This is a genomic window from Sphingomonas sp. LR55, assembly GCF_036856015.1.
In the GTDB taxonomy this organism is placed as follows: Bacteria; Pseudomonadota; Alphaproteobacteria; order Sphingomonadales; family Sphingomonadaceae; genus Sphingomonas.
The window spans coordinates 3,214,837-3,240,839 of record NZ_JASPFO010000001.1; the positions used below are offsets into that span (position 1 = coordinate 3,214,837).

At 65.5% G+C, this 26,003-nt stretch carries 25 protein-coding genes and 7 pseudogenes; 26 read left to right on the forward strand and 6 right to left on the reverse strand.

What is annotated here, in order from left to right:
• Positions 1 to 78 precede the first annotated feature (78 nt).
• Together QP181_RS15450 and QP181_RS15455 are read right to left on the reverse strand one after the other, a co-directional pair.
• Positions 79 to 453: an EF-hand domain-containing protein gene (locus QP181_RS15450; protein WP_333929088.1), complete on the reverse strand. Its 375-nt coding sequence runs from the start codon at positions 451 to 453 to the stop codon at positions 79 to 81.
• 25 nt (positions 454 to 478) lie between these two features.
• Entirely contained in the window at positions 479 to 1,045 is a 567-nt protein-coding gene (locus QP181_RS15455; protein ID WP_056052248.1) for an HNH endonuclease, read from the reverse strand.
• Between the two features lie 92 nt (positions 1,046 to 1,137).
• On the opposite strand from QP181_RS15455, the pseudogene gluQRS reads away from it, so the two are divergent.
• Positions 1,138 to 1,954 (forward strand): annotated as a pseudogene (gene gluQRS, locus QP181_RS15460) (tRNA glutamyl-Q(34) synthetase GluQRS).
• Positions 1,955 to 2,247: 293 nt separating this feature from the next.
• Here gluQRS and QP181_RS15465 read toward each other — a convergent pair.
• Positions 2,248 to 2,598, reverse strand: a complete 351-nt coding sequence (locus QP181_RS15465; RefSeq protein ID WP_332755898.1) for a DUF3147 family protein — start codon at positions 2,596 to 2,598, stop codon at positions 2,248 to 2,250.
• Between the two features lie 130 nt (positions 2,599 to 2,728).
• Here QP181_RS15465 and QP181_RS15470 point away from each other — a divergent pair, with 130 nt between their 5' ends.
• From QP181_RS15470 to QP181_RS15490, 5 genes and pseudogenes are all read left to right on the forward strand, one after another.
• Positions 2,729 to 2,959: a twin transmembrane helix small protein gene (locus QP181_RS15470; protein ID WP_132735390.1), complete on the forward strand. Its 231-nt coding sequence runs from the start codon at positions 2,729 to 2,731 to the stop codon at positions 2,957 to 2,959.
• A gap of 293 nt (positions 2,960 to 3,252) precedes the next feature.
• Positions 3,253 to 3,844: pseudogene (locus tag QP181_RS15475) on the forward strand (cob(I)yrinic acid a,c-diamide adenosyltransferase).
• 61 nt (positions 3,845 to 3,905) lie between these two features.
• Positions 3,906 to 5,177, forward strand: a complete 1,272-nt coding sequence (gene egtB, locus QP181_RS15480) for an ergothioneine biosynthesis protein EgtB (protein WP_333929089.1) — start codon at positions 3,906 to 3,908, stop codon at positions 5,175 to 5,177.
• Positions 5,177 to 6,152: pseudogene (egtD, locus tag QP181_RS15485) on the forward strand (L-histidine N(alpha)-methyltransferase). The gene egtB and the pseudogene egtD overlap by 1 nt, the downstream one beginning before the upstream one ends.
• Positions 6,153 to 6,218: 66 nt before the next feature.
• The gene (locus QP181_RS15490) at positions 6,219 to 6,569 is read left to right on the forward strand and encodes a hypothetical protein (RefSeq protein WP_333929090.1); all 351 of its coding nucleotides are present in this window, start codon (positions 6,219 to 6,221) and stop codon (positions 6,567 to 6,569) included.
• Positions 6,570 to 6,744: 175 nt separating this feature from the next.
• Here QP181_RS15490 and QP181_RS20095 read toward each other — a convergent pair.
• Positions 6,745 to 7,897 (reverse strand): annotated as a pseudogene (locus QP181_RS20095) (DUF1176 domain-containing protein).
• Positions 7,898 to 7,968: 71 nt separating this feature from the next.
• Between QP181_RS20095 and QP181_RS15505 the strand changes: the two are divergent.
• From QP181_RS15505 to QP181_RS15540, 8 genes and pseudogenes are all read left to right on the forward strand, one after another.
• A complete protein-coding gene (locus QP181_RS15505) occupies positions 7,969 to 8,838 on the forward strand; it encodes a 3-hydroxybutyryl-CoA dehydrogenase (RefSeq protein WP_333929092.1) in 870 nt (289 codons plus the stop codon).
• Positions 8,839 to 9,146: 308 nt separating this feature from the next.
• Positions 9,147 to 9,986 (forward strand): hypothetical protein, encoded by an 840-nt coding sequence (locus tag QP181_RS15510; RefSeq protein ID WP_333929093.1) that lies wholly within the window; start codon positions 9,147 to 9,149, stop codon positions 9,984 to 9,986.
• Between the two features lie 443 nt (positions 9,987 to 10,429).
• Positions 10,430 to 10,705, forward strand: coding sequence for a CopG family ribbon-helix-helix protein (locus QP181_RS15515; protein WP_333929094.1), 276 nt, complete (start codon positions 10,430 to 10,432; stop codon positions 10,703 to 10,705).
• A complete protein-coding gene (locus tag QP181_RS15520; RefSeq protein WP_333929095.1) occupies positions 10,702 to 11,013 on the forward strand; it encodes a type II toxin-antitoxin system RelE/ParE family toxin in 312 nt (103 codons plus the stop codon). Before QP181_RS15515 ends, QP181_RS15520 begins: the two co-directional genes overlap by 4 nt.
• A gap of 214 nt (positions 11,014 to 11,227) precedes the next feature.
• Positions 11,228 to 11,997: pseudogene (locus QP181_RS15525) on the forward strand (non-contractile tail sheath protein); the annotation flags it as partial.
• A 105-nt stretch (positions 11,998 to 12,102) separates the two neighbouring features.
• The gene (locus QP181_RS15530; protein WP_333929655.1) at positions 12,103 to 12,651 is read left to right on the forward strand and encodes a DUF2793 domain-containing protein; all 549 of its coding nucleotides are present in this window, start codon (positions 12,103 to 12,105) and stop codon (positions 12,649 to 12,651) included.
• Between the two features lie 119 nt (positions 12,652 to 12,770).
• Positions 12,771 to 13,892, forward strand: coding sequence for an OmpA family protein (locus tag QP181_RS15535; protein WP_333929096.1), 1,122 nt, complete (start codon positions 12,771 to 12,773; stop codon positions 13,890 to 13,892).
• 568 nt (positions 13,893 to 14,460) lie between these two features.
• Positions 14,461 to 15,279 (forward strand): shikimate 5-dehydrogenase, encoded by an 819-nt coding sequence (locus tag QP181_RS15540; protein WP_333929097.1) that lies wholly within the window; start codon positions 14,461 to 14,463, stop codon positions 15,277 to 15,279.
• A 151-nt stretch (positions 15,280 to 15,430) separates the two neighbouring features.
• Here the strand turns inward: QP181_RS15540 and ygfZ are convergent, their stop codons facing one another.
• The gene (gene ygfZ / locus QP181_RS15545) at positions 15,431 to 16,174 is read right to left on the reverse strand and encodes a CAF17-like 4Fe-4S cluster assembly/insertion protein YgfZ (protein ID WP_333929098.1); all 744 of its coding nucleotides are present in this window, start codon (positions 16,172 to 16,174) and stop codon (positions 15,431 to 15,433) included.
• A gap of 81 nt (positions 16,175 to 16,255) precedes the next feature.
• Between ygfZ and pyrC the strand changes: the two are divergent.
• Positions 16,256 to 17,301: pseudogene (gene pyrC, locus QP181_RS15550) on the forward strand (dihydroorotase).
• Between the two features lie 21 nt (positions 17,302 to 17,322).
• Here the strand turns inward: pyrC and QP181_RS15555 are convergent.
• A complete protein-coding gene (locus tag QP181_RS15555; protein ID WP_333929099.1) occupies positions 17,323 to 17,658 on the reverse strand; it encodes a hypothetical protein in 336 nt (111 codons plus the stop codon).
• Between the two features lie 134 nt (positions 17,659 to 17,792).
• Between QP181_RS15555 and QP181_RS15560 the strand changes: the two are divergent.
• The 11 genes and pseudogenes from QP181_RS15560 (at position 17,793) to QP181_RS15610 (ending at position 25,753) form a co-directional block, all read left to right on the forward strand.
• Positions 17,793 to 20,283: pseudogene (locus QP181_RS15560) on the forward strand (helicase-related protein).
• On the forward strand, positions 20,243 to 20,584 hold the full coding sequence (locus QP181_RS15565; RefSeq protein WP_333929100.1) for an RNA-binding S4 domain-containing protein: 342 nt from the start codon (positions 20,243 to 20,245) through the stop codon (positions 20,582 to 20,584). The pseudogene QP181_RS15560 and the gene QP181_RS15565 overlap by 41 nt, the downstream one beginning before the upstream one ends.
• Before the next feature lie 252 nt (positions 20,585 to 20,836).
• Positions 20,837 to 21,178 (forward strand): ferredoxin FdxA, encoded by a 342-nt coding sequence (fdxA, locus tag QP181_RS15570; RefSeq protein ID WP_031393648.1) that lies wholly within the window; start codon positions 20,837 to 20,839, stop codon positions 21,176 to 21,178.
• A 202-nt stretch (positions 21,179 to 21,380) separates the two neighbouring features.
• Positions 21,381 to 21,914, forward strand: a complete 534-nt coding sequence (locus QP181_RS15575) for a CarD family transcriptional regulator (RefSeq protein WP_056053923.1) — start codon at positions 21,381 to 21,383, stop codon at positions 21,912 to 21,914.
• A gap of 567 nt (positions 21,915 to 22,481) precedes the next feature.
• Positions 22,482 to 22,793, forward strand: a complete 312-nt coding sequence (locus QP181_RS15580) for a hypothetical protein (RefSeq protein ID WP_333929101.1) — start codon at positions 22,482 to 22,484, stop codon at positions 22,791 to 22,793.
• A gap of 39 nt (positions 22,794 to 22,832) precedes the next feature.
• On the forward strand, positions 22,833 to 23,156 hold the full coding sequence (locus QP181_RS15585) for a hypothetical protein (protein ID WP_333929102.1): 324 nt from the start codon (positions 22,833 to 22,835) through the stop codon (positions 23,154 to 23,156).
• Positions 23,157 to 23,198: 42 nt separating this feature from the next.
• Entirely contained in the window at positions 23,199 to 23,645 is a 447-nt protein-coding gene (locus QP181_RS15590; protein ID WP_333929103.1) for a hypothetical protein, read from the forward strand.
• A 24-nt stretch (positions 23,646 to 23,669) separates the two neighbouring features.
• Positions 23,670 to 24,017, forward strand: coding sequence for a Rap1a/Tai family immunity protein (locus QP181_RS15595; protein ID WP_277983649.1), 348 nt, complete (start codon positions 23,670 to 23,672; stop codon positions 24,015 to 24,017).
• A gap of 223 nt (positions 24,018 to 24,240) precedes the next feature.
• Positions 24,241 to 24,972, forward strand: coding sequence for a head GIN domain-containing protein (locus QP181_RS15600; RefSeq protein WP_333923770.1), 732 nt, complete (start codon positions 24,241 to 24,243; stop codon positions 24,970 to 24,972).
• A 50-nt stretch (positions 24,973 to 25,022) separates the two neighbouring features.
• Positions 25,023 to 25,304, forward strand: a complete 282-nt coding sequence (locus QP181_RS15605; protein WP_333929104.1) for a head GIN domain-containing protein — start codon at positions 25,023 to 25,025, stop codon at positions 25,302 to 25,304.
• Positions 25,301 to 25,753, forward strand: a complete 453-nt coding sequence (locus tag QP181_RS15610; RefSeq protein WP_333929105.1) for a GIN domain-containing protein — start codon at positions 25,301 to 25,303, stop codon at positions 25,751 to 25,753. Before QP181_RS15605 ends, QP181_RS15610 begins: the two co-directional genes overlap by 4 nt.
• Positions 25,754 to 26,003: the final 250 nt, after the last annotated feature.

The window sequence follows — 26,003 nt, forward strand, 5'->3', positions numbered from 1 at the left end:
TGCGGCAGGGATCAGGTCAACCTCATGCGGTATATTTGTCGTGTCGAACCGGTCGTCGTCGACACTTAATTGCGTCGATCAGCGCTTCCGTGACTCCGCACGCTCTTCCGACGTGACCGTGCCGTCGTGGTTCAGGTCCATCTTGTCGAACCAGGCGAGCGTGCCTTCGCTCCATTCGATCGCGGTGATGACACCGTCCTTGTTGCGGTCGAACGCCTTGATGCGGGCATTCGGCGAGGGGAGTTCGTCCTTGGTGACCCGATCGTCGCCGTTGCGGTCGAGCGTGCGGAAACGCCGTTCCATGCTGGCGCCGAAGTCGAGCCGCGAGGTCACCGAGGGCGGCACGAAGCCGACCGCGTTGGCGTCGGCCTGCGCGCGCTGCTCGTCCTTGTTGCCGCACGCGGACACCAGAATTCCCGTCGCGGCGAGCGCCGCTACCAGTTTCACCTGCATAGAATCTCCCGTCGTATCGATGCCGTCAGGCCTCGAGTTCGATGTCCCAATAGAGCCAGTCGTGCCACGTGTCGTGCAGGTAGTTGGGCGGGAAGCTGCGGCCGTGTTCCTGGAGGTGCCAGTTGGTCGGGCGGATCGCCTCGATATGCAGCGGCATCGCCGCCTGTTTCGGCGTGCGCCCGCCTTTCTTGAGGTTGCAGGGCGAGCAGGCGGTGACGACGTTCTCCCACGTGGTACGCCCGCCTTGCGCGCGGGGGACGACATGGTCGAAGGTGAGATCGCGCAGCTTGCCGCAATATTGGCAGGTGAACTTGTCGCGCAGGAACAGGTTGAAGCGGGTGAAGGCGGGAAATTGCGACGGTCGGACGAACTGCTTGAGCGCGATCACCGAGGGCAGTTTCAGCGCGAAATTGGCGCTGCGGACTTCGCGTTCATAGGTGGCGACGATGTCGACACGGTCGAGGAAGACAGCCTTGACCGCGGTTTGCCACGGCCAGACACTGAGCGGATAGTAGGAAAGCGGCGTGTAGTCGGCATTCAGCACGAGCGCCGGACAACCATCCGGATGACGCATCAGATCGGGGTGAAACACGGCTCCTCCCACTCAGGCTTCGCAGAGCGCCCTATGGACGGTAGCGATGACGGCAGCATGACAGCACGGCGCGTAGCGGTCGGTCAAGCGCGGTGAGTGTCGTGACGCGGTTCGCGCCGAGCCCGACCGGGCGGCTGCATCTGGGCCACGCGGCGTCGGCGATCCGCGCGCACGACTTTGCGCGCGAGCGGGGCGGGCGGTTCGTGCTGCGGATCGAGGATATCGATGGGACGCGGAGTCGGCCGGAGTTCGTCGATGGGATTCTCGAGGATCTGGCGTGGCTTGGGTTGCGATGGGACGAGCTCGTGTTTCAGTCGGAGCGGCTGGCGACGTACGACGCGGCGATGGAAGGGTTGAAGGCGCGCGCTCGTGTATCCGTGTTTCTGTACGCGGGCGGAAATCGCGGCGAGTGCCTCTGCGCCGCAGGGGGAGGTCGGTCCGGTCTATCCGGGGATTTGTCGGGGGCTTTCGGCGGCGGAGGTTGCGGCGCGGACGGGGGCGTGTTGCTGGCGGTTGGATATGGCGAAGGCGGTGGCGGAGGTCGGCGCAGTGTCGTGGCATGACGCGACGGTCGGGGCGGTGGTTGCGGCTCCGATGGTGCAGGGCGACGTCGTGCTGGCGCGGAAGGATGCGCCGGCGAGCTATCACCTGGCGGTGACGCTCGACGATGCCGCGCAGGGGGTGACGGACGTGGTGCGCGGGGTGGATTTGTTTGCGGCGACGCACGTGCACCGGGTGTTGCAGGCGCTGCTGGGGTTGTCGGTGCCGCGCTATCATCATCATCCGCTGGTGGTGGATGCGGCGGGGCGGCGGTTGGCTAAGCGCGATGGGGCGTTGTCGTTGGCGGAAATGCGGGCGGCGGGGGAGGATGGGGCGGTGTTGGCGGCTCGGGTGCGGAGTGGGGGGTGATCGCGGCCTGCTAAGCGAAAGCCAAGTGAGCGCCTGAACTGAGTGGTGCCGATACCCCCGAACACGGTGCGGCCGCAACGCCGCGCACCTGCACTTCCTTGTTCTCCCGCGAAGGCGGGAGCCCAGTCTGGGTCTCCGCCTTCGCGGGGAAACATGGTGGCAGCGCGGCGGCTCCAATGTTGTACCACCCCGGCGGAGGCCGGGGCCCAATTGGGGGACAGTGCTGGCGTAACGCATCGCTCCGTTACCTCTGCTTTCCCAATTGGGCCCCGGCCTCCGCCGGGGTGGTGCTTTTACAGCTCGATCCCCAGTCTCGGCGCTGCCCACGTCATTGCCGCGTACAGCGCGATCGTCAGTACGCAGCCCGCCGCCAGCGACATCCAGAAGGGTACACCATGTCGCAACAGCGCGGGGATCAGCAGGAACATCGGTAGCGAGGGCAGCACGTACCAGAAGGTTGCGCCGGCGTGCGCGGCCATTGTTCGGGGATCGGGTTTGTCGTGCCAGAGCCAGATCATGCCGAGCACCGACACGAGCGGCAGCGATGCGACGAGCGCACCGAAGCCGGGATAGCGCTTGGCAAGTTCCGATGCGGCGGCGATCAGGATACCGGAAATCAGGGCTTTGAGCGCGAGATAGAGCATGCGCCATGTGCGCCGTCCGCACAGCATTCCGCAACGGTGTTGGCACCATGAGGCTTCCGGGCAACATGGGTCATTTCCCGGCATCGGGTACGCCATTGCTACCCCGCCGGTGCGCGCTTACACTCGGGCCATGAACACATTCCTCGTCATCCTCCTGATCGCGGCGATGATCGCGACCGTCGTGGCTCTGGTGCGGGGCGTCGTGTCGTTCCTGCAGGAGGGCACGGCGCAGGTCCGCGACGGCAGCGGGCCGAGTGCCGCGTCGCTGAAATCGAATCGGATGATGCAGCAGCGGATCTTCTTCCAAGCGCTCGCGATCCTGATCGTGGTGGTGATCCTGTTCGCGGCGGGGCGGAACTAAGGCGACTGCAATTGGGGCTACGTCGCTCGCACTCTGCCGTCATTCCAGCGGAAGCTGGAATCTCGTTGTTGGGTGGGCGTCGCGAACCACGAGGGATACCCCAGCTTTCGCTGGGGTGACGGGGGCTGTGGGGCACGGGGTTCGGGGGCTGCGGGGCGCAGGATTGGGGTGCTGTGGCGCGCTGGGTTCGAGTGCTGTGGGGTACGGAATTTCTTCGTTGGGTCCCGACTTCGTCGTTGGGTGGCGTTAGCGTTGGGTGATGGGGCCTCACCGCGTTTCAATCTGGAAGATTCATGGTCAAGCTGAACAAGATCTACACGCGGACGGGGGACGACGGCACGACGGGGCTCGTCGATGGATCGCGCGTATCGAAATCGAGCGCGCTGATGCAGGCGATCGGCGATGTCGACGAGGCGAATTCGGCGATCGGCTTGGCGGTGATCGCGCTGGGCGACCAGCCGATGGCGGCGGCGCTGACCCGGATCCAGAACGATTTGTTCGATCTCGGCGCGGATCTGGCGACTCCGGCCGGCACGGACGAGGCTGGCGGTGATCCGTTCGCGCCGTCCGAGATGGTGTTGCGGATCGTGCCGTCGCAGGTCGACCGGCTCGAGCGCGAGATCGATGCGCTGAACGCGCATCTTGCCCCGTTGCGCAGCTTCATCCTGCCGGGAGGATCGGCCGAAGCCGCCGCACTGCACCTGGCGCGCGATCAGCCGTCGCGCGGAGCGATCCGCCGTCGGTGCGAGCGAGACGCAGCCGCTCAATCCGGCCGCATTAGCGTATGTTAACCGGCTTTCGGATTTCCTGTTCGTGGCATCGCGGGCGGTGAACCAAAACGGCGCCGGAGACGTTCTTTGGCGACCGGGGGCCACGCGCGACTAGGCGCGTATCGTCGCTCGCGTTCCAACGTCGCTTCGCTCGACGTAGAACTGAGGAGAGATCGATGCCCAATCCCGTTCGTCCCGACCGCGAAGGCCTGCCGGAAACGTCCCCGTTGGCCGAGCGGTTTGCCGCCGTCCGCGACCTGACGCTCGCGCTCGCGGCGCCGCTGTCGGATGCGGATGCGACGGTGCAGTCGATGCCCGATGCGTCGCCGACCAAGTGGCACATGGCGCATACGACGTGGTTCTTCGAGACGTTCGTGTTGCGCGATCATGTCGCCGGCTATGTGCTGCACGACGAGCGCTTCCCGTTTTTGTTCAATAGCTATTACGAGGCCGAGGGGCGGCGTCACGCGCGCGATCGTCGCGGGATGGTGACGCGGCCGTCGATCGACGAGGTGCGGGCGTATCGCGCGCATGTCGATGCTGCGTTGCTGGAGGCACTGCCGGATTTGCCGGAGGAGGCGCGAGACTTGGTGGCGCTCGGGTGCCATCATGAAGAGCAGCACCAGGAATTGTTGGTAACCGACATCCTTCACATGTTTTCGGAGAACCCGTTTGAGCCGGCGATGTGGCCGGCGGCGCGGAAAGTCCCGGTCGCAATGCCAGGGCCGATCGGCTGGATCGCGCATGAGGGCGGGATCGTCGAGGTCGGGCATGACGGCGAGGGCTTCGCGTTCGATTGCGAGGGCCCGCGTCACGCCGCCTTGCTGGTGCCGCATGCGATCGCGGACCGGACCGTGACGAACGGCGAATGGGCGGCGTTCATTGCCGATGGCGGCTATACCGAGGCGCGGCACTGGCTGGCGGATGGCTGGGCGTGGGTGAAGGCCGAGGGCATCGTCGCGCCGCTCTATTGGGAGCAGGGTGAGGCGGGCTGGACGCGGTTCGGGCTCGATGGTCGGCGCGCGATCGATCCGGCGGCGCCGGTGACGCATGTCAGCTTTTTCGAGGCGGATGCCTATGCGAGCTGGGCCGGCGCGCGGTTGCCGACTGAGTTCGAATGGGAGGCGGCGGCGGCCTCGCACGACGCGAACGGGGGCAACCAGATGGATGTCGCCGGACCGGTTGAGCCTCGGCCCTCCGCGGGCGGACCGGCGTTCTTCGGCGACGTCTGGGAATGGACCGGCAGCGCGTATCGGCCTTATCCCGGGTTCGTGACGGCGGCGGGCGCGGTCGGCGAATACAATGGAAAGTTCATGAGTTCGCAGTTCATCCTGCGCGGCGGGAGCTGTGCGACGCCGCGCGGCCATGCGCGGGCGAGCTACCGCAATTTCTTCTATCCGCATCAACGGTGGCAGTTCACCGGCGTGCGCCTCGCGAAAGATATCTGATGTTGAAGCCTGAGATCGAGGACGGCCAGCAGACGTTGGCCGATCCGCAGTTCCGTGCGGACGTGCTGGACGGGCTCGCTCGGCGGCCGCGGGCAATTCCGGCGCGGTGGTTCTACGATCGGCGCGGCTCGGAGCTGTTCGAGAAGATCACCGACCTGCCCGAATATTATCCGACGCGGACCGAGCGGGCGATCCTGGAGACCGCGTGTCCGGAGGTGGCGACGCTGGCCGGCGAAGGTCGTGCGGTCGTTGAGTTCGGGTCGGGATCTTCGACCAAGACGCCGATTCTGCTCGATGCCGTCGCGCCGTCAGTCTACGTGCCGATCGATATTTCGGGCGATTTCCTGCGTGAATCGTCGAAGGTGCTGGGCGAGCAGTTCCCGGACCTTCTCGTGCTGCCGTTCGAGGCCGATTTCATGCGGCCGCTGAGCTTGCCCAAGACGATCGCCGACACGCCGAAGCTCGGATTCTTTCCGGGGTCGACGATCGGCAACATGATCCCGTTGATGGCGGTCGACCTGTTGCGCGCGATGCGGACGTCGCTTGGCGTCGGCGCGATGCTGTTGATCGGGATGGACCGGATCAAGGCGGAGGACGTGCTCGTCCCGGCGTATGACGATGCGCAGGGCGTGACGGCGGCGTTCAACCTCAATCTGCTCGAGCGGATCAACCGTGAGCTGGACGGCGACATTCCGGTCGACGCGTTCCGCCACAAGGCGGTGTGGAACGACGATCGCGCGCGGATCGAGATGCATCTGGAGGCGGTGCGCGACGTCACGTTTACCGTCGATGGGCGGACATTCGAAATGTCTGCAAGTGACTCTATCCACACGGAAAACTCGCATAAATATGGCGAGCGGGATGCACGGATCCTGTTGCGGTCGGGGGTGGACGCCGGTGGCGGCTTGGACCGATCCTGAGGGGCTGTTCGGGGTGTATCTGGCCGAGGCTCAGGTGGAGCGGCCGGCGCCCTAAGTGGCGCGCAGTCGGCGGTGATCAGCGGGACGTCAGCATCGCTCAATTGCGGACATTTGCGGTGTTGTGCATATTAGCGCTTTGGGTGCGCCGCCGATGAATGGATCTCAAATTTTTGTCGTCGTCTTTGCTGCCGTGTCGATTGGCGTGAGTTTGGTTGCGATATGGCACATCAGCAAGATATCCGGCCTTAAGGGAAAGCCGTTTTGGATTGCTGGTTCCCTGGTCGGATTTGGGGGCTTTACTACCAGTCTCAGCTTGCCGGGCGATCTCTATATCAGTTTCGGGCTGCAAATCCCCGTGGTCATGCTTTTGACGAAGGCGAGCGCTGGAACGGTCATCAAGGCTATGTTTCCGTTCATTGCCGTTGTGGCGCTCGCGAAATGCCATTGGCCGAAGATTACTCCCGGGATTTGAAAGGTGGCCATTCCGCTTCCTTTCCATTCGAACCATTGCCGTCGTGCGAGAAGCAAGCGGTTGTGCGTGCGGTGGGGTCTCTAGCTGGGCAGTGCCGTTGCCGAGCTTGTCGTTCGAACGAGTGGTGCCTTATTTGGCAATGCCCCATCCCGACCCGACCCTGAAGGGGAGAGGGTTAGCGCACCACCTTCGCGCGCCAGGTCGTGATGTAGTCGATGTTGCCGCGGCATTCGCCCATTTCGGATTGCTCGGACAGGCGCAGGCGGGTGCCGTCCCAGACGAAGCTCTGGTGCACGCCGCAGTCGCCCAGCCCGCGGCCCTTGGCGTAGCTGGTGAGGACGCCGTTCTCGAAACTGCCGTTGACGACGCTCTTGACCGGCGTGGCGGAGTTGGCGCCGGTTTCCTCGAAGCCGGAGGGGGCGTCGGTCTGGGCCGGCGTGATCGTGGCGCCGTCGATGATGAAAAGCGCGCCGATCAGATTGTATGCGCCGGTCGAGCAGGGGAGGATCGCGAGCGACTTGCCGCCGCCTAGCGCGTGAACTTCGGTTGCGAACTGGGTCGGGTCGGCGCCATCGGGGAAGTTGCCGATATCGCACGACCCGCGTTTGCGCATCGTCGCGATCTGCGCGGCGGTGAGCTTGGCGGCGGCGCCCGAGGGCGCGATCGCGGCGATGACGGGGAGGGCTGGCGTCGGCGCGCGAGGCGGCGGGGCCTCTGGCGACGATGGCGTCGACGGTGCCCGCCCGACCCTGTTGCGCGTCGATGTAGCGGAGTGCGGCGGCGGCGCCTTTCAGCGAGAGCGTGGCGAGCGTGGCGCCGTTGGCGTCGAGGATTTTCAGCGATTGGGCGTTGGCGATTGCGGCGGCAAGGGCGGTTGCGTCGCGCAGGGCTATGGGCTTGCCGTCGACCGCGAAGCTGGCGGGCGGGCGCTTGGTGGCGGCCTGATCGTTGCGGGTTTCGATCGCCAGCGAGATCTTGCCGCCGCCGTTCGCGACCGGGCCGGGCTCTCGCACGAGGTTGAGCGTGAGATTGTCCTGGCCGATGCTCGCGTCGGGGAGGAGCGAGCCGAGCGTGCAACGCAGGGCGTTGTCGCAGCCTACGGTCCAGTCGGTGAAGGTCTTCGTGGCGCCGGGCTTGGGCGGCGCGTGCGTGTCGGTCGGCTGTGGTGCCGTCGGGGCTGCGGGAGCGGGCTTGGTCTTGGCCTCGGGCGCGGAGTCGGCCTTGGGCTGCGGCGTGGGCTGGCTCGGCGAACAGGCCGTCATCAGCGGCAGCATGACGAGGGGGGCCAGGAGGGGCGTGAGGGCGGAAAAGATCGGTTTGCACAGCATACTTGCAGCCTAGCGCGCTGGCAGCGCGGGGAAAAGCGGCTAGGGAGGGGGCAACAAATCAGGAGAGTGATGTGCAGACGATCGGTGTGATTGGTGCAGGGCAGATGGGCGCGGGGATCGCGCAGGTTTCGGCACAGGCGGGGTACCGCGTGCTGCTGGCGGACGTGTCGCTGGAGGCGGCCGAGAAAGGCAAGGCGGGGATCGCCAAGGCGCTTGGCCGGCTGGTCGAGAAGGAAAAGATCGGCGGGGACGCGCGCGATGCGGCGCTGGCGCTGATCGAGCCGGTCGCGAGTGTCGCGGACATGGGCGATTGTGCGATCGTCGTCGAGGCGGCGACCGAGCGTGAGGCGGTGAAGCGTCAGATCTTCGCCGAGGTCGGCAAGGTGCTGGGACCGGACGCGATCCTGGCGTCGAACACGTCGTCGATCCCGATCACGCGCCTCGCCCAGGCGGCACCCGATCCGGCGCGCTTCATGGGGGTGCATTTCTTCAATCCGGTGCCGGTGATGCGGCCGATCGAACTGATCCGCGGCCTCGCGACGTCGGACGCGACGGTGGCGGCGGTCGAGGCGTTTGCGGAGAAACTCGGCAAGCAGGTGGTGCATGCCAACGACGCGCCGGGCTTCATCGTCAACCGCGTGCTGATGCCAATGATCAACGAGGCGTGCTTCGCGCTCGGCGAGGGCGTGGCGAGCGTGCGCGATATCGACCTCGCCTGCCAGCTCGGGCTGAACCATCCGATGGGGCCGCTGACGCTGGCGGACTTCATCGGGCTGGATACGTGCCTGGAGATTACGCGGGTATTGTTCGAGGGGACGGGCGATCCGAAGTTCCGGCCGGCGCCGGTGCTGGTGAAGTATGTCGAGGCTGGGTGGTTCGGGCGGAAGACTGGCCGCGGGTTTTATGATTATTCAGGCGCGGAGCCTGTGCCTACTCGGTGAGGGGGAGCAGCCGTTTCGTTGAAGCGGCTGCAGCCTTGCGTGATAGGTCGTGATTGCTGGGCTGGAACACTCCAATCAGAGCGCCGACTGTTTAGCAAAGTCCCGCAAAGTGGTGCACGCCGGTGGAGCCGAGGGGGATCGGTTAAAATCCCCGTAAGCACTCGAAAACAAAGGATAATTATTTCGGCGTCGGGACCATTATGTTAGCCCTTTGTACTAGCTGAGGCAAGACGGCCCCGGATTTTGATAAGGCCCTTGCTTCGGGTGCGCCTCCGTGCTGCCCTCTTTGAGAAGCGGGAGACGGGGAAATGATGCAGGGACTGATAGAGATTGCCGAAAGGCCGTGGGTATCTCTCGTTATTGGAACCGCTATCGGGCTGTTTAGCATCATTCTGTCCGTTATCCTTTACCGGCGCAGTCTAATTCGAAACAGCCTCTCATTCGTCAAAGTCGAAGTCGAAATACTTACAGTGAACAATCCAACTTGGCAGTCCGATCTTGATATCAAATATCAAGGGATTGAGATAACTCGCCTAACAGCAGGACGGGTTGGAATCTGGAACTCTGGTAATACCACCATAAACTACGATCAGGTGGTAGGCTCTCAGCCTTTAATGGTTAAGGTCCCTGACGATAGTAGGCTACTAGTCTGCCATGCAACTGTGGTTTCAAGAACTGTGCTAAACGTAAAGGTCGAACAATGCGAAAACAATCAGGCGAAGATTTTGTTTGACTTCCTTGATCCCGGCGACGGTTTTGTCCTTCACATTGCACAGTCTTCGCCCCGAAATACGCTAGCGGTAACGGGTACTATTAAAGGATTGCCGCATGGGCTCACGGAGTTTCCAATTTCAGGACGGCTTTGGGTTGCCATAGCGCGAAGCTCAGTCCTGCCAATCCTGATAATGGGCTTTGGCACTGGATTATCCGGCCTACTCGCTCGCGCACTGAGCACCGCCTATTCACTAAAGCCAGACGACTGGCAATATAAAGCAATTGCAACAACTATGTTCGTTGTGATGATCCTGCTTGCGATTGGCTCCGCCTTCCTAGAGCGCCTTATTCAGAAAGGGCGAAGCGCTAGTATTCCTAAATCAATAAGAACTGATCCTGTTATCTCTTCGTCGATGGGAATTGGTTCGAAGTAGGTACCTCCCGACGGCCTAAAATTGATAGAGATTTGCGAGAAGGTAATTCCAACAAGAGTGAGCGCGGTTTACCCCGTATGCCCGGTCCGCCCCTCTCACGATTATGACACGCGTAGCGCGACCTGCATTATCGCGCGTGGTTCTCCATCCCTGCATGACGTGTCACTATCGCCAAACGATCCGCTTCCCGCTCTGTCCAGAATAACCTAACGAGGGATTGGTCAATGCCCGTGAGATAATCGCTGGCATCCTCTTGTTCTCCCGCGAAGGCGGGAGCCCGGACTGGGTCCCCGCCTTCGCGGGGAAACATGCTGCTTTTGCTCAAAGCGAGTTGCAGGATTGGGTCGATTCAGCAGGGTAGTTTGGCATCGTCGTGCATCCGCGCGTTGGTACAGTTCCGGCGCTGTGGTATGTGCCGTGAAGTCTGGAGCGAAGGTTCGGTGATGAGCGGCAGCACGACGATGACGATCAGGGTGACGTCGGCGCTCAAGGCGCGGCTGGGGCGGTTGGCGCAGGATACGCAGCAGAGTCCTTCGGATCTCGCGGCAATGGCTGTGTCGGGGTATGTCGATCGTGAGCTTGCCGTCGTTGCTGGTATTCGGCGTGGGCTCGATGACGTCGAGGCTGGTCGGGTGATCGGGCATGACGATGCCATGCGTGCGCTTCATGCGGCGATCGACAAGGTTGGCGACAACGTTGGCGACAAGGCGGGTGGTTGACCCGGACCGTCGTCTGGTCTCGCGATGCACTGGACGATCTGGTGGCGCAACTCGCCTATATTGCAGCGGATAACCTTGACGCCGCACACCGGGTTGCGGCTAGGATCGGTGATGCGGGCGCTGCGCTTGGGGCTATCCCGACCGGGCGTCCGGGGCGGGTTGGCGGTACTTTCGAAAAATCGGTGACGGGGCTGGCGTACGTGATTGCCTATGCGATCACCGTACGTGGCGACCGGGAAGAAATATCGATCCTGCATGTGATCCATACCGCACGGGACTGGCCGGCTGGGACATGGCCCAAAGATTAGCGAAGCAGGCCTATAACCAAATCGGTTAAATAGCTTGACATCGTCACGCTCGTTTGGTACATAACGGGAACGCTGAAGAATTGCGGGCCGGGCTGATGGCTCGGGGGGAGAGAGGCCGGGACGGTCGGGGTGGGAGCCTCGGGTGTCGCCGGCCTTTTCGCGTTCTGACGGGTCCTATTGCTGGGAGAGCGGGGATGGTGCGGTTGGTGGCGGCGGATACCGCGGGAGCATCGTGCAGTATGTGGGGATGAGCCATTATTTCCGGCTCGCGGCGGCAGGAGGCGGGTTTTACGTGTCGCTGGCCGGGGGCGTGCTGAACGCGGCGTGTGCGGCGTGGCATCGGGATTTTGCGGCGCGGGCGACGGCGCTGGGCTTCGATGTGATCTGGTCGCTGAGTTACGAGCTGTTCGATGCGCATTGCTGGAACGACTGGAAGCAGCGCGCCGCCGATGGGTCGCCGGCGCTGACCGGGTGGGCGCCGCCGTCCACGCTGTTGTCGCCGGCGCATGGTGGCGCGATGGGGTATCTGCAGGCGGTGGCGCGGGCGTTCATGGGGATCGCCGTGGCGGGGGGGGCGGCGAAGTTCCAGGTGGGCGAGCCGTGGTGGTGGGTGATGCCCGATGGGCGGCCGTGTCTTTATGACACGAGTGCGATGGCGGCGTTCGCGCCGGTGGCGATGGCGAGCATTCGGGGGCGAAGACGGCGGCGCAGGTGGTGACGCTGGAGGCCGCGGGGGCGTGTCTGGCGGCGTCGACCGCTGCGCTGGTGGCGGCGGCGAAGGCTCAGGCGCCGGGGTGCGTGTCGCATCTGCTGACCTATCTGCCGACCGTGCTGGATGCTGCCGCGCCTGAGGCCAAGCGCGCGAACATGCCGGTGGGGTGGGCGAGTCCGGCGTTCGATGTGCTGCAGCTCGAGGATTACGACTGGGTGACGGCGGGGGATTCCGCGTCGTCCGCGCAAGGGCTGGCGGTCGTTTCGGCGCGGAGGCTGCCGTTGCGGCGGTGGGGACGCGGTTTCGATTGCATGGGCGAGGGCTGGACGGGCTCGATTGTGTTGGGCTGGTGGCTTTGGCGCTGCGGGCCGGCGGGTATGCTGGCGAGGTTCCGACCGGGTATTCGCTGCGGTGTGGCGATTGGGGTGTGCTCGATCGGGTGCTGGTGCGGGTTGCCTTTGCTGCAGCCGGGACAGGCGCAGAAGGAAACGACGCATAACGAGGCGCTCGCGCTGCTCGACCTGGCGGTGCAGGCGAGCGTGCTGGCGGTGGGAACCAATGCGCCGCCGGTCGCGCCGGTGGCGGGCAGCGCGTGGATCGTCGGTGCCGCGCCGACCGGTGGCTGGGCCGGGCAGGCGCGGGCGATCGCGGGCTGGACGAGCGGCGGGTGGCGGTTCGTCGTACCGCGCGAGGGGATGACGGTGTGGAGCATCGCCGATGGCCAATATGCGCGGTTCGGCGGCGGGGCCTGGACGATCGGGGTACTGGCAGGGTCGCGCGTCTCGATCGGTGGAGTCGACGTGGTCGGCCCGCGGCGGGCGGCGATTCCCGATCCGACTGGGGGTACCGTCGTCGACAGTCAGGCGCGGGCGGCAATTATCGCCATATTGGGCTGTTTACGCGGCCACGGGTTGATTGGGGCCTGAAACACCCCAAAAACTGTGTCGTTCCGGCAACACCTCTAACTTTTGTGAACTTGCGTGGAAACAAGCCCGAGGATAGGGAGTTTGCGATGTCCGTGTGACACTCATGAAAGGGGATTAGTATGCGGAAGCTTGCCGTCGTTCTGGCACTCGCCTCCACCGCACTCGCCACTCCCGCCCTCGCCCGCGATAAGTCGTGGTACGTAGGCGTCGAAGGCGGTGCGATGATCGTTGAAGACATCGACTATGATATCGGCGCATTGAACAATGCCGGTTCGGTCGATCATGACTATGGTTACGATGTCGACGCCGTAATGGGCTACGACTTTGGCGGTTTCCGCCTTGAAACCGAAGTCGGCTACCGTAAGGCAACCGTGGACGGCTACTCGTCGACCACGACCACGCCTACGTTCGGTGCAACCGGTGTTCGCGGTAACGCGGGTGCAGGTAGCTATGACTACGCTGGCGGTTCGTCGTCGGCTCTCAGCTTCATGCTGAACGGCCTTCTGGACTTCGGTCCGGACGATGGCATCCAGGGCTTTGTCGGCGGTGGTGTTGGTGTTGCTCGCGTCAAGGCGCAGTATGCACTCAACAACAACGGCGACTTCCTGAACGACTCGGACACCGTGTTCGCGTATCAGGGCCTGGCCGGTATCCGTGCACCGCTGACCGACCACATCGACGCGACGCTGAAGTATCGTTTCTTCAACGCCGAGAACGTCAAGCTGGTCGACGTTTCGAACCGCGTGTTCGACGGTCGCTATCGTTCGCACAGCATCCTTGGTGGTGTGACGTACAACTTCGGCGAGCCTGCTGCTCCGCCGCCGCCGCCGCCGCCGCCGCCGCCGCCTCCCCCGCCTCCTCCGCCGCCGCCGGCGCCGGTCGAAGTGGTCTGCTCGCCTGGTCCGTTCATCGTGTTCTTCGAATGGGACAAGTCGGACATCACGCCAGAGGCAGCGTCGATCCTCGACAACGCGATCACGCAGTACCAGTCGTGCGGCAACGCACAGGTCATGCTCGCAGGTCACGCGGACAAGTCGGGTTCGGCTTCGTACAACGTCGGTCTGTCGCAGCGTCGCGCAGATGGCGTGAAGGCATATCTGTCTTCGCATGCCATCCCGGACAGCGTCATCTCGACGGAAGCATTCGGCGAGAGCCGTCCGCGCGTCGAGACCGCCGATGGCGTTCGCGAAGTGCAGAACCGTCGCGTGGAAGTCACCTACGGTCCGGGTTCGGGCCAGTAAGACTTTCGCCAACCGGCTCTCGGGTCGGTTACGGAATGAAGATCGGGGAGGTCAGCGCAAGCTGGCCTCCCTTTTCTTTTGTGCGTCGCGCATCAGCTTGTTGGTTGCGGGGACGGCGGTTTGGGCCGGCGTCGATTTTGTTCACGCGGAGGCGCGGAAGCGCGGAGAGTAAGAGTGGAGATGGCTCTTTCCGGGTGAGCGCACCCGCGAATGCGGCTTTCGATGATCGGCTTCGCCGAGGCGGGGCGATGACGGGAAACGCTGCCCAAAACCTGCTTCTTACTCTCCGCGCCTCCGCGTCTCCGCGCGAACAAAATCAACGCTTGGACCGTTCGCGACGGCGGTGTTTGGCGGAACGTCGATGTATTCACGCGAAGGCGCAAAGGCGCGAAGAGGATACGCGTGTAGCGGGGCTCTCTCACGGGATTTTCAGGGCTGCCGCAGGTGCGGGAGGCGGAGCGCTTGGCTGGGGCCGACATCTTCGCGCCTTCGCGCCTTCGCGTGAACACCTCTATCGACGCTTCACCGTGGCGGTTCGTAGCTGTAGTGGAGCCAGCCTACCGAGGAGATGCAGATGAAGCCGCTGATTGGCCGGGATACGCGGCTGTGCATGTCGCTGTCGGCGCGACCGGGGAACTTCGGGACGCGGTTTCATAACCGGCTGTACGAGCTGACCGGGCTGGATTTCGTCTACAAGTCGTTCTCGACCACCGATCTGGACGCGGCGATCGGCGGGATCCGGGCGCTGGGGATCTGTGGGTGTGCGATCTCGATGCCGTTCAAGGAGGCGGTGATCCCGCTGCTCGACGGGCTGGCGCAGACCGCGAGCGCGATCGACAGCGTCAATACGATCGTCAACGACGACGGGGTGCTGACCGGGCACAATACCGATTACGGCGCGGTGGTCGACCTGGTCGCGGACCTGGATCGGGCGATGCCGTTCGTCGTCCAGGGTTCGGGCGGGATGGCGAAGGCGGTCGCGGCGGCGCTCAGCGACAGCGGGTTCCGCGACGGGGCGATCGTCGCGCGGAACGAGCGGGCGGGGCGCGCGCTGGCGGATCTCTATGGGTATCGCTGGGCGTCGGTGGCCGAGGAGCAGGCGGCGTTGCTGATCAACGTCACGCCGCTGGGGATGACCGGGGCGGATGCCGAGGCGCTGGCGTTTCCGGCGGCAATGATTGCGGCCTGCGAGGTGGCGTTCGACGTGGTGCAGTATCCGATCGAGACGCCGTTTCTGCGCGCGGCGGCGGCGGCGGGGAAGCGGTGCATTACCGGCGCGGATGTCGCGACGTTGCAGGCGGTGCAGCAGTTCGTGCTGTATACCAGGGTGACGCCCGATGCGGGGCAGGTGGCGGATGCGGGCGCCTGGGCGCGCGCCAACTCTTGAGTGCCGGAGCCAGTAATCCTCCCCGCAAGGGGGAGGTGGCTGGTCCTTGCCAGACGGAGGGGGAGGCTGGCGCCACGCATGTTTCGTGTCCTCCCCCTCCGTCACCTTCGGTGCCACCTCCCCCTGGCGGGGGAGGATCGTGGGGGGCTCGTTAGGGCGTTTCTACCAGTGCTGCGGCTAGCCAGGGTGGCGTCAGCGCGTCGCCGAGCGACTCGACGCGGCGGTGTTCGACCATCAGGGCGAGGTCGGGGTAGGCGACCCGCGTGCGGGCGCTCGGTTCGGTGAAGGGGGCGACGACGAGGCGGCGGTTGACCTTCGATCGGTGGTGCATCCGCGCGGTGTTCTCCTGGCCTACGTAACACCCCTTGGTGAAGCTGACGCCGTTCAGCTCGCGTGCGTTGCATTCTAGCCAGAGCGTCTCGCCGCTGCCGAGTTCGGCGATGCCCTCGGTGACGCCGAGTGACAGACGATGCTCGTGCCAGCCGGTTGCCGGGTCGCCGGCGGGGGCGAGCCAGCGGCGGCCGAGTTCCGCGAGGCGTGGGTCGGGGACGCCCTGAATGCCGGTCGGGGACCAGTGGACCCTGGCGTCGTCGGGCTGGAGCGTGATCTTGCGACGCAGCCGGTAGAGCGTCAGGCGCTTGGTCAGCGCCTCGGCTTGCGCGGCCTCCGCGTCGATCAGCACGTCGTCGCCGTCGGCCCAGAGAATGAAGTCGAACAGCACCTTGCCCTGCGGCGACAGGAGTGCGGCCCAGGCGGGTGTGTCGGGGGTCAGCAACGCGGTGTCCGCGGTGACCAGCCCCTGGAGGAAGCCCCGCACGTCTTCGCCGGCGACGCGGATCACGCTGCGATCTGGCAACATCGTTGCGGGCATCGTTACGGGTGCGGGTTGGTCCATGCCTACCACCTAGTGTGCGGGGCGCGATTTCCAAGCGGGCGGCGTCTGGCATCTCGCTGCGCAGGCCGATAGGAGGGCGACATGACCGAGCGCCTCACGATCCGCCGCCCCGACGACTGGCATGTCCACCTGCGCGATGGCGCGATGCTGGAGGCGGTGGCGGGGCATACCGCGCGGCAGTTCGCGCGCGATCATCATGCCCAACCTGACGCCGCCGGTGACCTCGATCGACGCCGCAAAGGCGTATCGCGGGCGGATCATGGCGGCGCTGGATGGTAGCGAAGGAGGGGGCGAATTTCACCCCGCTGATGACGTGCTATCTCACCGACAGCACCGATCCCGCCGAGCTCGAACGTGGCTATGCCGAGGGCGTGTTCACCGCGTGCAAGCTGTACCCTGCGCATGCGACCACCAATTCGGCGCACGGCGTGACCGATATCCGCGCGCTGACGGAGGTGCTCGAGACGCTGCAGCGGATCGGCATGCCGCTGCTGATCCACGGCGAGGTGACCGACAAGTCGATCGACATCTTCGACCGCGAGGCGGTGTTCGTCGAGCGCACGCTGGCGCCGCTGGTGCGTGAGTATCCGGGGCTGAAGATCGTGCTTGAGCATATCACGACCGCGGAGGCGGCGGCGTTCGTGGCCGAGGCGGATCATCCGATCGGCGCGACGATCACACCGCAGCACCTGATGATCAACCGCAACGCGCTGTTCGATGGGGGGCTCAGGCCGCACGCCTATTGCCTGCCGGTGCTGAAGCGCGAGACGCATCGGCTCGCGGTGCGTGCGGCGGCGGTGTCGGGATCGCCGCGGTTCTTCCTGGGGACGGACAGCGCGCCGCATGTCGTCGGCGCGAAGGAATCGGGCTGTGGCTGCGCGGGGATCTTCAACGCGCCGTTCGCGCTGGAAGCGTATCTGCGCGTGTTCGACGAGGAGGGGGCGCTCGACAAGTTCGAGGGGTTCGCGTCCGAGCATGGCGCGCGGTTCTATGGGTTGCCATTGAACGAGGGGACTGTGACTTTGGTGCGCGGCGATGCCGAGGTGCCGGCGTCGATCGGTACGGGGGAGACGGCGGTGGTGCCATTCCTCGCGGGGACCAATGTCGGGTGGCGGTTCGAGGGGTAGGGCGCGGTGCCGTTGTCCTGACTATGCCTTAAGCCGGTCGAGCCACAACCGCGCTTCCTTCTGCTCGCCGACCGCGCTGGCGCTGACCGGGCCGCGGGCGGCGAAGAAGTCGCGGTGGAGTGCGAACGGCTCCATCATCAGGCGATCGCGCATCGCGGCGATGTCGCCGCCCATCTCGGTGAGCGCGTCGATCGTCGGGGCGATCGCAGCGCGGACGCGGCGGTCGGTCGTGCGATTGAACAACCCGAGCGAACCGGCGGCGGTCTTTTCCAGCGCGGCGATCAAGGTCGCGCGATAGTCGGTTTCGAGATCCTCGCGCTGGGCGTCGAGGCGGGCGAGGCGGTCGGGTTTTGCCATGGTCCCGGCCTAGCGTGTTGGCTGGGATGGTCAACGCGCGCCAGCCTCGACCCGACCGACTCTGCGGGGCGTCCGGCGACGCAATTGCGCGCAGGTCATTGCGCACGCCCGCTTTACCCCCGATGTTGTCGGCCATGAGCGACGATGTCTCCGCTGGCGTGACCGCGGTCCTCGGCCCGACCAACACGGGCAAGACGCACCTCGCGATCGAGCGGATGTGTGCGCATTCCAGCGGCATGATCGGCTTTCCGCTGCGACTGCTGGCGCGCGAGGTCTATGACCGGGTGGTCGCGATCAAGGGCGCGAACCGCGTGGCGCTGGTCACCGGCGAAGAGAAGATCGTGCCGCCCGATGCGCGCTGGTTCCTGTGTACCGCCGAGTCGATGCCCGATCGCGACGTCGCATTCGTCGGGCTGGACGAGGCGCAACTGGGCGCCGATCCCGAGCGCGGTCACGTCTTTACCGATCGCCTGATGCGCGCGGGGGCGCGAGGAGACGATGATCCTCGGCTCCGAGGCGCTGCGACCGATGATCAAGAAACTCGTTCCCGGCGCGGAGATCGTCAACCGGCCGCGCTTTTCGACGCTGACCTATGCCGGCGCGAAGAAGATCAGCCGGCTGCCCAAGCGCTCGGCGATCGTCGCGTTCTCGGCGGAGGAGGTTTACGCGGTCGCCGAAATGCTGCGGCGTCTTCGCGGTGGTGCGGCGGTGGTGATGGGGGCTCTCTCCCTCGCACCCGCAACGCGCAGGTGGCGATGTTCCAGGCGGGCGAGGTCGATTACCTGGTCGCGACCGACGCGATCGGGATGGGGCTCAACATGGACGTCGCGCATGTCGCGTTCGCCAGCCTCAACAAGTTCGACGGCAAGCGCCAGCGTCGCCTCACGGTGGCGGAGATGGCGCAGATCGCGGGGCGTGCGGGGCGGCATCAGCGCGACGGCACGTTCGGCGCGCTGTCGGATGACGGCCCCGGCGCGTTCCTGCCCGAGGAAGTGCTGGCGATCGAGGAGCACCGGTTTCCGCGGCTCGAGAACCTGTATTGGCGGCAGGGCGAGCCTGACTTTTCCAGCATCGATGCGCTGGTGGCGAGCCTGGAGGCGCGGCCGCCTGCGGGCGTCCTGCGCGCCGCGCCTCAGGCGCTCGACCTAGGTGTGTTGAAGCGGTTGGCGGAGGAGGGTTGGGTGCGCGAGCGGGCGCGGCATCCGGCGATGGTTGCGCGGTTGTGGGCGGCGTGTGGCTTGCCCGATTTTCGGAAAGTCGGGCTCGATCCGCATGCGCGGTTCGTGTCGCGGGTGTTCGGGCATCTGAGCGAGGGGCGCGGGCATATCCCGCACCAGTGGTTCGCCGACGAGATCGCACGGCTGGATACGGTGGCGGGCGACGTGCCGGTGATCGCGGGGCGGATCGCGGCGACGCGGATCTGGGCATATATCGCGCAGCGCGCCGACTGGCTGGCCGAGCCGACCTTATGGGCGGCCCGCACGGCGGCGTTGGAGGAGCGGCTGTCGGATGCGCTGCATGCCAGCCTGACGCAGCGGTTCGTCGACAAGCGCACGACCGCGCTGATGCGTCAGATCGGCGCGGATGCGGGCGCGCTGCCGGTGGTGATCGGGCCCGAGGGCGAGGTGATGGTCGAGGATCATCCGATCGGTCGCCTCGACGGGTTCCGCTTTACCGTCGCGGCGGATGCGCGGGCGAGCGACAAGAGGTTGCTGCTGGCGGCGGCGGAAAAGCGGCTGACCGGCGAGCGATCGCGGCGCGGGCAGTCGCTGGTCGATGCGCCGGACGCCGATATCACGCTCGACGATGCGGCGCAGATCGTCTGGGCGGGGCATCCGGTCGCCAAGCTGGGCGCGGGGCCGTCGTTCGCGCGGCCGAAGCTGATCCTCGATCGCTCGCTCGACTGTCTGGACAAGCCTGCGCGGGAGCGGATCGAGGCGCGGCTGGCACTGTGGCTCGCGGGGATGCTCAAGCGGCGGATCGCGGTGCTGGTCCACCTTGCCGAATTGAGCCGGGATCCGAACGCGACGCCGGCGTTGCGCGCGATCGCCAGTGCTATCGAAGAGGCTGGCGGTATCCTGCCGCGGTTGCCGATGCGGCTCGCGCTCGACGCGATCGATCCCGAGGAGCGCAAGCGGTTGCGCAAGATCGGGATCACGGTCGGGGCGCTCGATCTGTTCGATGCGCGGTTGCTCAAGCCCGAGTCGGCGCGGTGGCGGCGTATCCTCGCCGCGGCCCGCGGGGTGACGATCATCGCTCCGCGTGATGGCGCTACGGTGCTGGCCCGTGGCAGCGAGGGTGCGGTTCTTGAGGCGGGGTTCCGTCCGCTCGGGCTTCAGGCGGTGCGCGTCGACCTGATCGAGCGGATCGCCCGGGCCGCGCACGATCTCGCGGCAGGGTCGTACGCCGTTTGCGCCTGATCCGGCGCTGGCGACCTCGATCGGCGTCGATGCGGCGTCGCTGGAGCGGTTGATGGCCGAACTCGGGTTCAAGGCGCTGGCGGGGGACACGCCGCGCTGGGTCTGGCGCGGTCGTCCGCCCGCACGCGCCGTCGTCCCTGCCCCGATCGATCCGTCGCGGCAGAATGCGTTTGCCGGGCTGGCTGCACTGGTTCGCCATGGTTGAAGGCGCGATGCGGATCGATCGGTTTCTGTGGTTCGTGCGGCTCGCGAAAACGCGCAGCGCCGCGCAGGCGATCGCCGAGAAGGGGCATCTGCGGATCGACGGCCGGCCGATCGATCGCGCGCATTGCCCGGTGCGGGTGGGTAATGTGCTGACGTTTGCGGTGGCCGATCAGGTGCGGGTGATCCGGGTCGAGGCGTTGCCGGCGCGGCGCGGGCCGGCGCCCGAGGCTCAGGGATGCTATCAGGATTTGATTGCCGGGAGGACGCCTGCCGGTACCATCCGTGGTCCGGCTTCCGAGTGACCGACTAGGCTCGACATAAGCGACCGCCGTCATCCTGACGAAAGTCAGGACCCAGAGCCACAGACGCTGCCCTTGGTATCCTGGGTCCTGACTTTCGTCAGGATGACGGAGGGGTGTTGGGCAGGGTGTGATCGGAACGACAAAGCGTGATAACGTCTCGCAGAAGGCTTGCTATGATTGACGCGAGGGGCAGGCACGCATAGTCGCTGGCGCGTTCGTCGCCGGAAAGGAATCCGGCCCAGGAGTTCTGCAATGACCTACGTCGTCACCGATGCCTGCATCCGCTGCAAGTACATGGACTGCGTGGAAGTGTGCCCCGTCGATTGCTTCTACGAAGGCGAGAACATGCTGGTGATCAATCCCAGCGAGTGCATCGACTGCGGCGTGTGCGAGCCCGAATGCCCCGCCGAGGCGATCCTGCCCGACACCGAGAGCGGGCTGGAGCAGTGGCTCGAACTCAACACGACGTTCTCGGCGCAATGGCCCAACGTCACGCGCAACGACAACCAGACGCCGCCGGACGCCGACGCGATGAAGGGTGTCGAGGGCAAGTTCGACAAGTATTTCTCGCCCGAGCCCGGCGCAGGCGACTGATAAGAGGCGGCGAATCCCGAAAAGGGCAAGCCGTCTGCCACGTTCGGCTGGTAATTTTGTTGCCAAGCTGCTAGATGGGTCCGCGACGGGCGCGATGATTCACGTCATCCGCTTGACGTACAGACCTATCCCTCCCCCGATGCAGCAGCGACGAGTCCTTCGTCGAGGCGTCGCGGCGAGGCCTGATCCGGAAAGGCCCCAAATGGCTGCCAAGGCACTGTCCTTCGATGTCGGTGATTTCGTCGTTTATCCCAAGCACGGGGTCGGCCGTGTGATCGAGCTCCAGCGCTCGGAAATCGCCGGCATGACACTGGAACTCTACGTCCTCCGGTTCGAGAAGGAGCGCATGACGCTCCGCGTGCCGACCAACAAGGCCGAAAGCGTCGGCATGCGCAAGCTGTCGTCGGACAAGACGATGCGCGAGGCGATGGATACGCTCAAGGGCAAGCCCAAGGTCAAGCGCACCATGTGGTCGCGCCGCGCGCAGGAGTATGAAGCGAAGATCAACTCGGGCGACCTCGTGTCGATCGCCGAAGTGGTCCGCGATCTGTTCCGTGCCGACGACCAGCCCGAGCAGAGCTATTCCGAGCGCCAGATCTTCGAAGGCGCGACCAGCCGCCTCGCGCGCGAACTGGCCGCGATGGAAGAGCTCGACGAGCCCAAGGCGCAGGAGAAGATCCTCGACATCCTGCGCGCGGCCGCGGCGATCTATAACAAGGACAAGGTGCCGGCTTAACTGCTGGGTACTTTGCCGAGACGAAAGGGCGGTCCCGCGGGGCCGCCCTTTTTCGTTTGCAGGGAACTCAACGATCCTCCCCCGCAAGGGGGAGGTGGCACCGCAGGTGACGGAGGGGGAGGACACGGAACCTACGTTGCCCTTACCTCCCCCTCCGTCTGGCAAGAGCCAGCCACCTCCCCCTGGCGGGGGAGGATCTCAGCGCACCTCTCCCACCACCCCGGCGAAGGCCGGGGCCCAATTGGAAAGGTTGGAGTGACGGAGCGCGGCCTTAAGTTGGCGACGTCTCGCAATTGGGCCGCGGCCTTCGCCGGGGTGGTGCAAGTGGGGGTGGGGCAAGTATTGCAAGTATCCGTTGTTATATAGATCGTTCGTTCCGCTAATCTGAACGTAACCTTGCTACAGATCAAGAAAGCGACTGGCAGTCTCGTTACGCCTCAAATTCAGTCGCAGGCTCCATCGCTGGCTAACTCTCGCCGCACGGAGCGAACGTCTCGCCGGATATCGATTGTTATTCCATCGACTCTCCGCTGACTGACGCCATCCATGTTTGGAAAGGTTAAGTCTATGCGTACGAATCTCCCAAAATACCCGACGGTCGCTCTGATCCTCATCGCCGGTATCGGCCTTAGCGGTTGCGCCACGAAGGGCTTCGTCCGCGAGCAGATCGCCGTGGTCAACACGCGCATCGACGGCCTGGATGGGCAGTTGCGCACGGTCGAGGGCACCTCCGGCCAGGCACTTGCTCAAGCTCAGGCGGCTGCCGGCCAGTCGCAGCAGAACGGCCAGCGCGTCGATCAGCTGACCGGTCGTGTCGACGGTATCGACCAGCAGGTCCAGATGCAGGCCAAGCAGCGCCAGCGCAAGCCGCGCGGCTAAGTCTATCTTCGCACGCGCTTGCATCGACGGACGGCCCGGTTGGACACGCCCATTTTGATCCCGGGCATCTGGTCCACGGGGCTGTTCCGTCGCGTTTGCCGTACGGCCGCGGTCGCTTGGCTGACGCTGGCGCTGGTTGCACCAGTGTCGGCCGCTCCGACGAAGGCTGCGCCGGTTGCGGCCAAGGCGCGCAAGGCCAAGGACCCGGCGAGTTCGCGGACCAAGAGCAAGAGCAAGAGCAAGGCCAAGGCCGTGGCCGTGGTGGCGCCGCCATTGCTGCTCCCCCGCAGTCCGAACCGGCGAGTCGCATGCTCGCGTGGATCGCGGCCGAGCATGACAATAAGGGCCTGCCCTATGTCGTGATCGACAAGCCGGCTGCGTTGCTGCTCCTGTTCAGCGCGAAGGGTGAGTTTCTCGGCCAGACGCCGGTATTGCTCGGCGTCGGGATCGGGGACGATCTCGTCTCCCGGGGTCGGTGCGAAGAACCTTGCCGACATCGGGCCTGCCGAGCGGACCACACCGGCAGGACGCTTTGTCAGCAAATTCGGGCGTGCCTTCGGTCACCAGCGCGTGATCTGGGTCGATTATGCCAATTCGGTCGCGCTGCATGCGGTGATCACCACGCATAAGAGCGAGCACCGCGTCGAGCGGCTGCAATCGCCGACTCCCGACGACAACCGGATCAGTTTCGGCTGCATCAACGTCGGCACCAAATTCTATACCGGCAAGCTCACGCCGCTGTTCCAGAAGAAGGGCGGGGTCGTCTATATCCTGCCCGACACCAAATCGCTCGACGACGTCTTCCCCCGGGTGCGCCTGCTGCCCTATGTCAGCGCTGCCGCCGCCAGCTAGAATGCCCGGCGCGAAGGGACCGTCATGATTTTGCTGATGCTTGCACTCGCCGCCGCGGATCGCCCTGCCGAGCGACCTGCCAGTCGGCCGGTGGTGGTGAGTTCGCTCACGACCCAGCAGCTACTGGAATATTGCCAGGGCAAGGACGGCGATCCGACCGCCAATTTCTGTACCGGCTATATCCTCGGCGAATTCGACGCGCTGTCGGCGTCGGGCGACATCTGCCCGCTGCCGGCCCGCGCCTCGAACATCGAGGTCGCGGCGACGGTGCGGAAGTATCTGCGCGCACGAGCCAAGAAGACGGGCACCGGCGCGCCGTCCTTCGTCGTCCGCGATGCGCTGCGCGACGCCTACCCCTGCAAGAGGCGCTGAGGGCTGGGATTCCTCCCCCGCCAGGGGGAGGTGGCTGGCACTTGCCAGACGGAGGGGGCGGAAAGGGTAACCCCTGTTCCGTGCCCTCCCCCTCCGTCATCTTCGGCGACACCTCCCCCTGGCGGGGGAGGATACTAGGGAGCTCACATCTGCCGCCCGTGTAATTTCGCTTTGCAGCCTCTGCGATCAGGTGTATTGCTTGAACAATACACAGGAGGATGCGATGAACTTTCTTGCGCTCGGGCTGATCATACCTCTCGCCGCCTGCTCGTTCAGCTGGAACGGCGACAGCGAGGGATCCGGGGTCGCCGCGTCGGGAGCGGGCACGACCCGCACCTTCCAGGTCACCGGTTTCGACCAGATCGACCTGCGCGGTTCGGACGATGTCGACGTCCGCGTCGGTACCGGCTTCTCGGTCCGCGCCGAGGGGCCGAGCGAGCAGCTCGACCGGCTCCGGATCGAACGCGACGGCGCGACGCTCGACATCGGCCGCAAGAACGGGACGGGCTTCGGCTGGAGCAAGGGGGCGAACGTCAAGGTGTACGTCACGCTGCCGCGGCTGACCGAGGCGAACGTCTCCGGCTCCGGCAACATGGCGGTGGACCGCGTCGAGGGTAGCGGCTTCGAGGGCGGCATCGCAGGGTCGGGCAATCTGACGATCGCCGCGGTGCAGGTGGAATCGGCGAAATTCTCGATCGCGGGCTCGGGCACCGCGCGCGCCAGCGGATCCGCACGCGATCTGAGCGTGGAGATCGCGGGTTCGGGCAATGTCGAGGCATCGAGGCTCCAGGCGAAGTCGGCCAAGGTCGAGATCGCCGGATCGGGCAGCGTCCGCGCGGTCGTCGACGGTCCGGCCAAGGTCGACATGATGGGCTCGGGCGACGTCGATCTCGGGCCGAAATCGCGCTGCACGATTTCGAAGATGGGCTCGGGGAGCGTCAGCTGCGGGCGCTGAGTCGCGTTGTTCGACTTGCGCGGGGGCGGTGAAGCGGCGACGATAGGCCCATGAGATACCTGCTCGCACCGCTGCTGCTCCTGTCCTCGCCGGCGTTCGCGCAAGGATCCGCGGCGAGCCGGACGGTCTCGGTCGGCAGCTTCGATCGGGTCCGTGTCGAGGGGCCGTTCGAGGTGCGGGTCACGATCGGCTCGCCCCGCGCGACGATCACCGGCGATTCCCGCACGACCGAAAGCGTGGCGGTCCGCGTCGATGGCACCACGCTGTCGGTACGCAAAGGCACCGGCGGCTGGGGCGAACAGCCGCGCAAGGGGGCTCGGGCCCGATCGTGATCACTTTGTCGACGCCCGGGCTGACCTCGGCCAGCGTCGAGGCCGGCGGGCGGCTGACGATCGCGAAGATGCGCGGGATGCGCGTCGACGTGACGGTCAGCGGGAACGGGAGCCTGGCGCTGGCGGCGGCGGATACCGATCAATTGAACGCGACGGTGATCGGCACCGGCCAAATGACGCTCGCGGGCAGGGCCGCCCGGGCGAGACTGGTGACGAGCGGGCCGGGCGCGATCGACGCGTCGGCGCTGGTGGTCAACGACCTGACCGTCCACCTCGACGGCGTCGGCGAGACGAAGGCGGCGGCGCGCTATACGGCGCAGGTGACGAACAGCGGGCTGGGGTCGGTTACGGTCACCGGGAACGCGAAATGCCGGGTGGATGCCGCGGCTGGCGGGCCGGTCGTGTGTGGCGTGGCGAGGGCCGCAGGGTCGGCAGGATCCGCTCCCTGAGGGAAACATGGGCAAGTTTGCCAACCTATTCTCGCCCGCTTTTACAGATCGGCTTCTGCGTGGCCGAGCCAACCCGTATGTATCCGCATTCCCCTCAAATCCGTCACCCCAGCGAAAGCTGGGGTATCCCACGAGGCAGATGACGCCTGCCGCACGATGATATCCCAGCTTTCGCTGGGATGACGGAATTTGGATGAATGCCGGGACCGCCTTTCCCGAAACCATCTAAGGGTCGGCATGACGGCTAAAC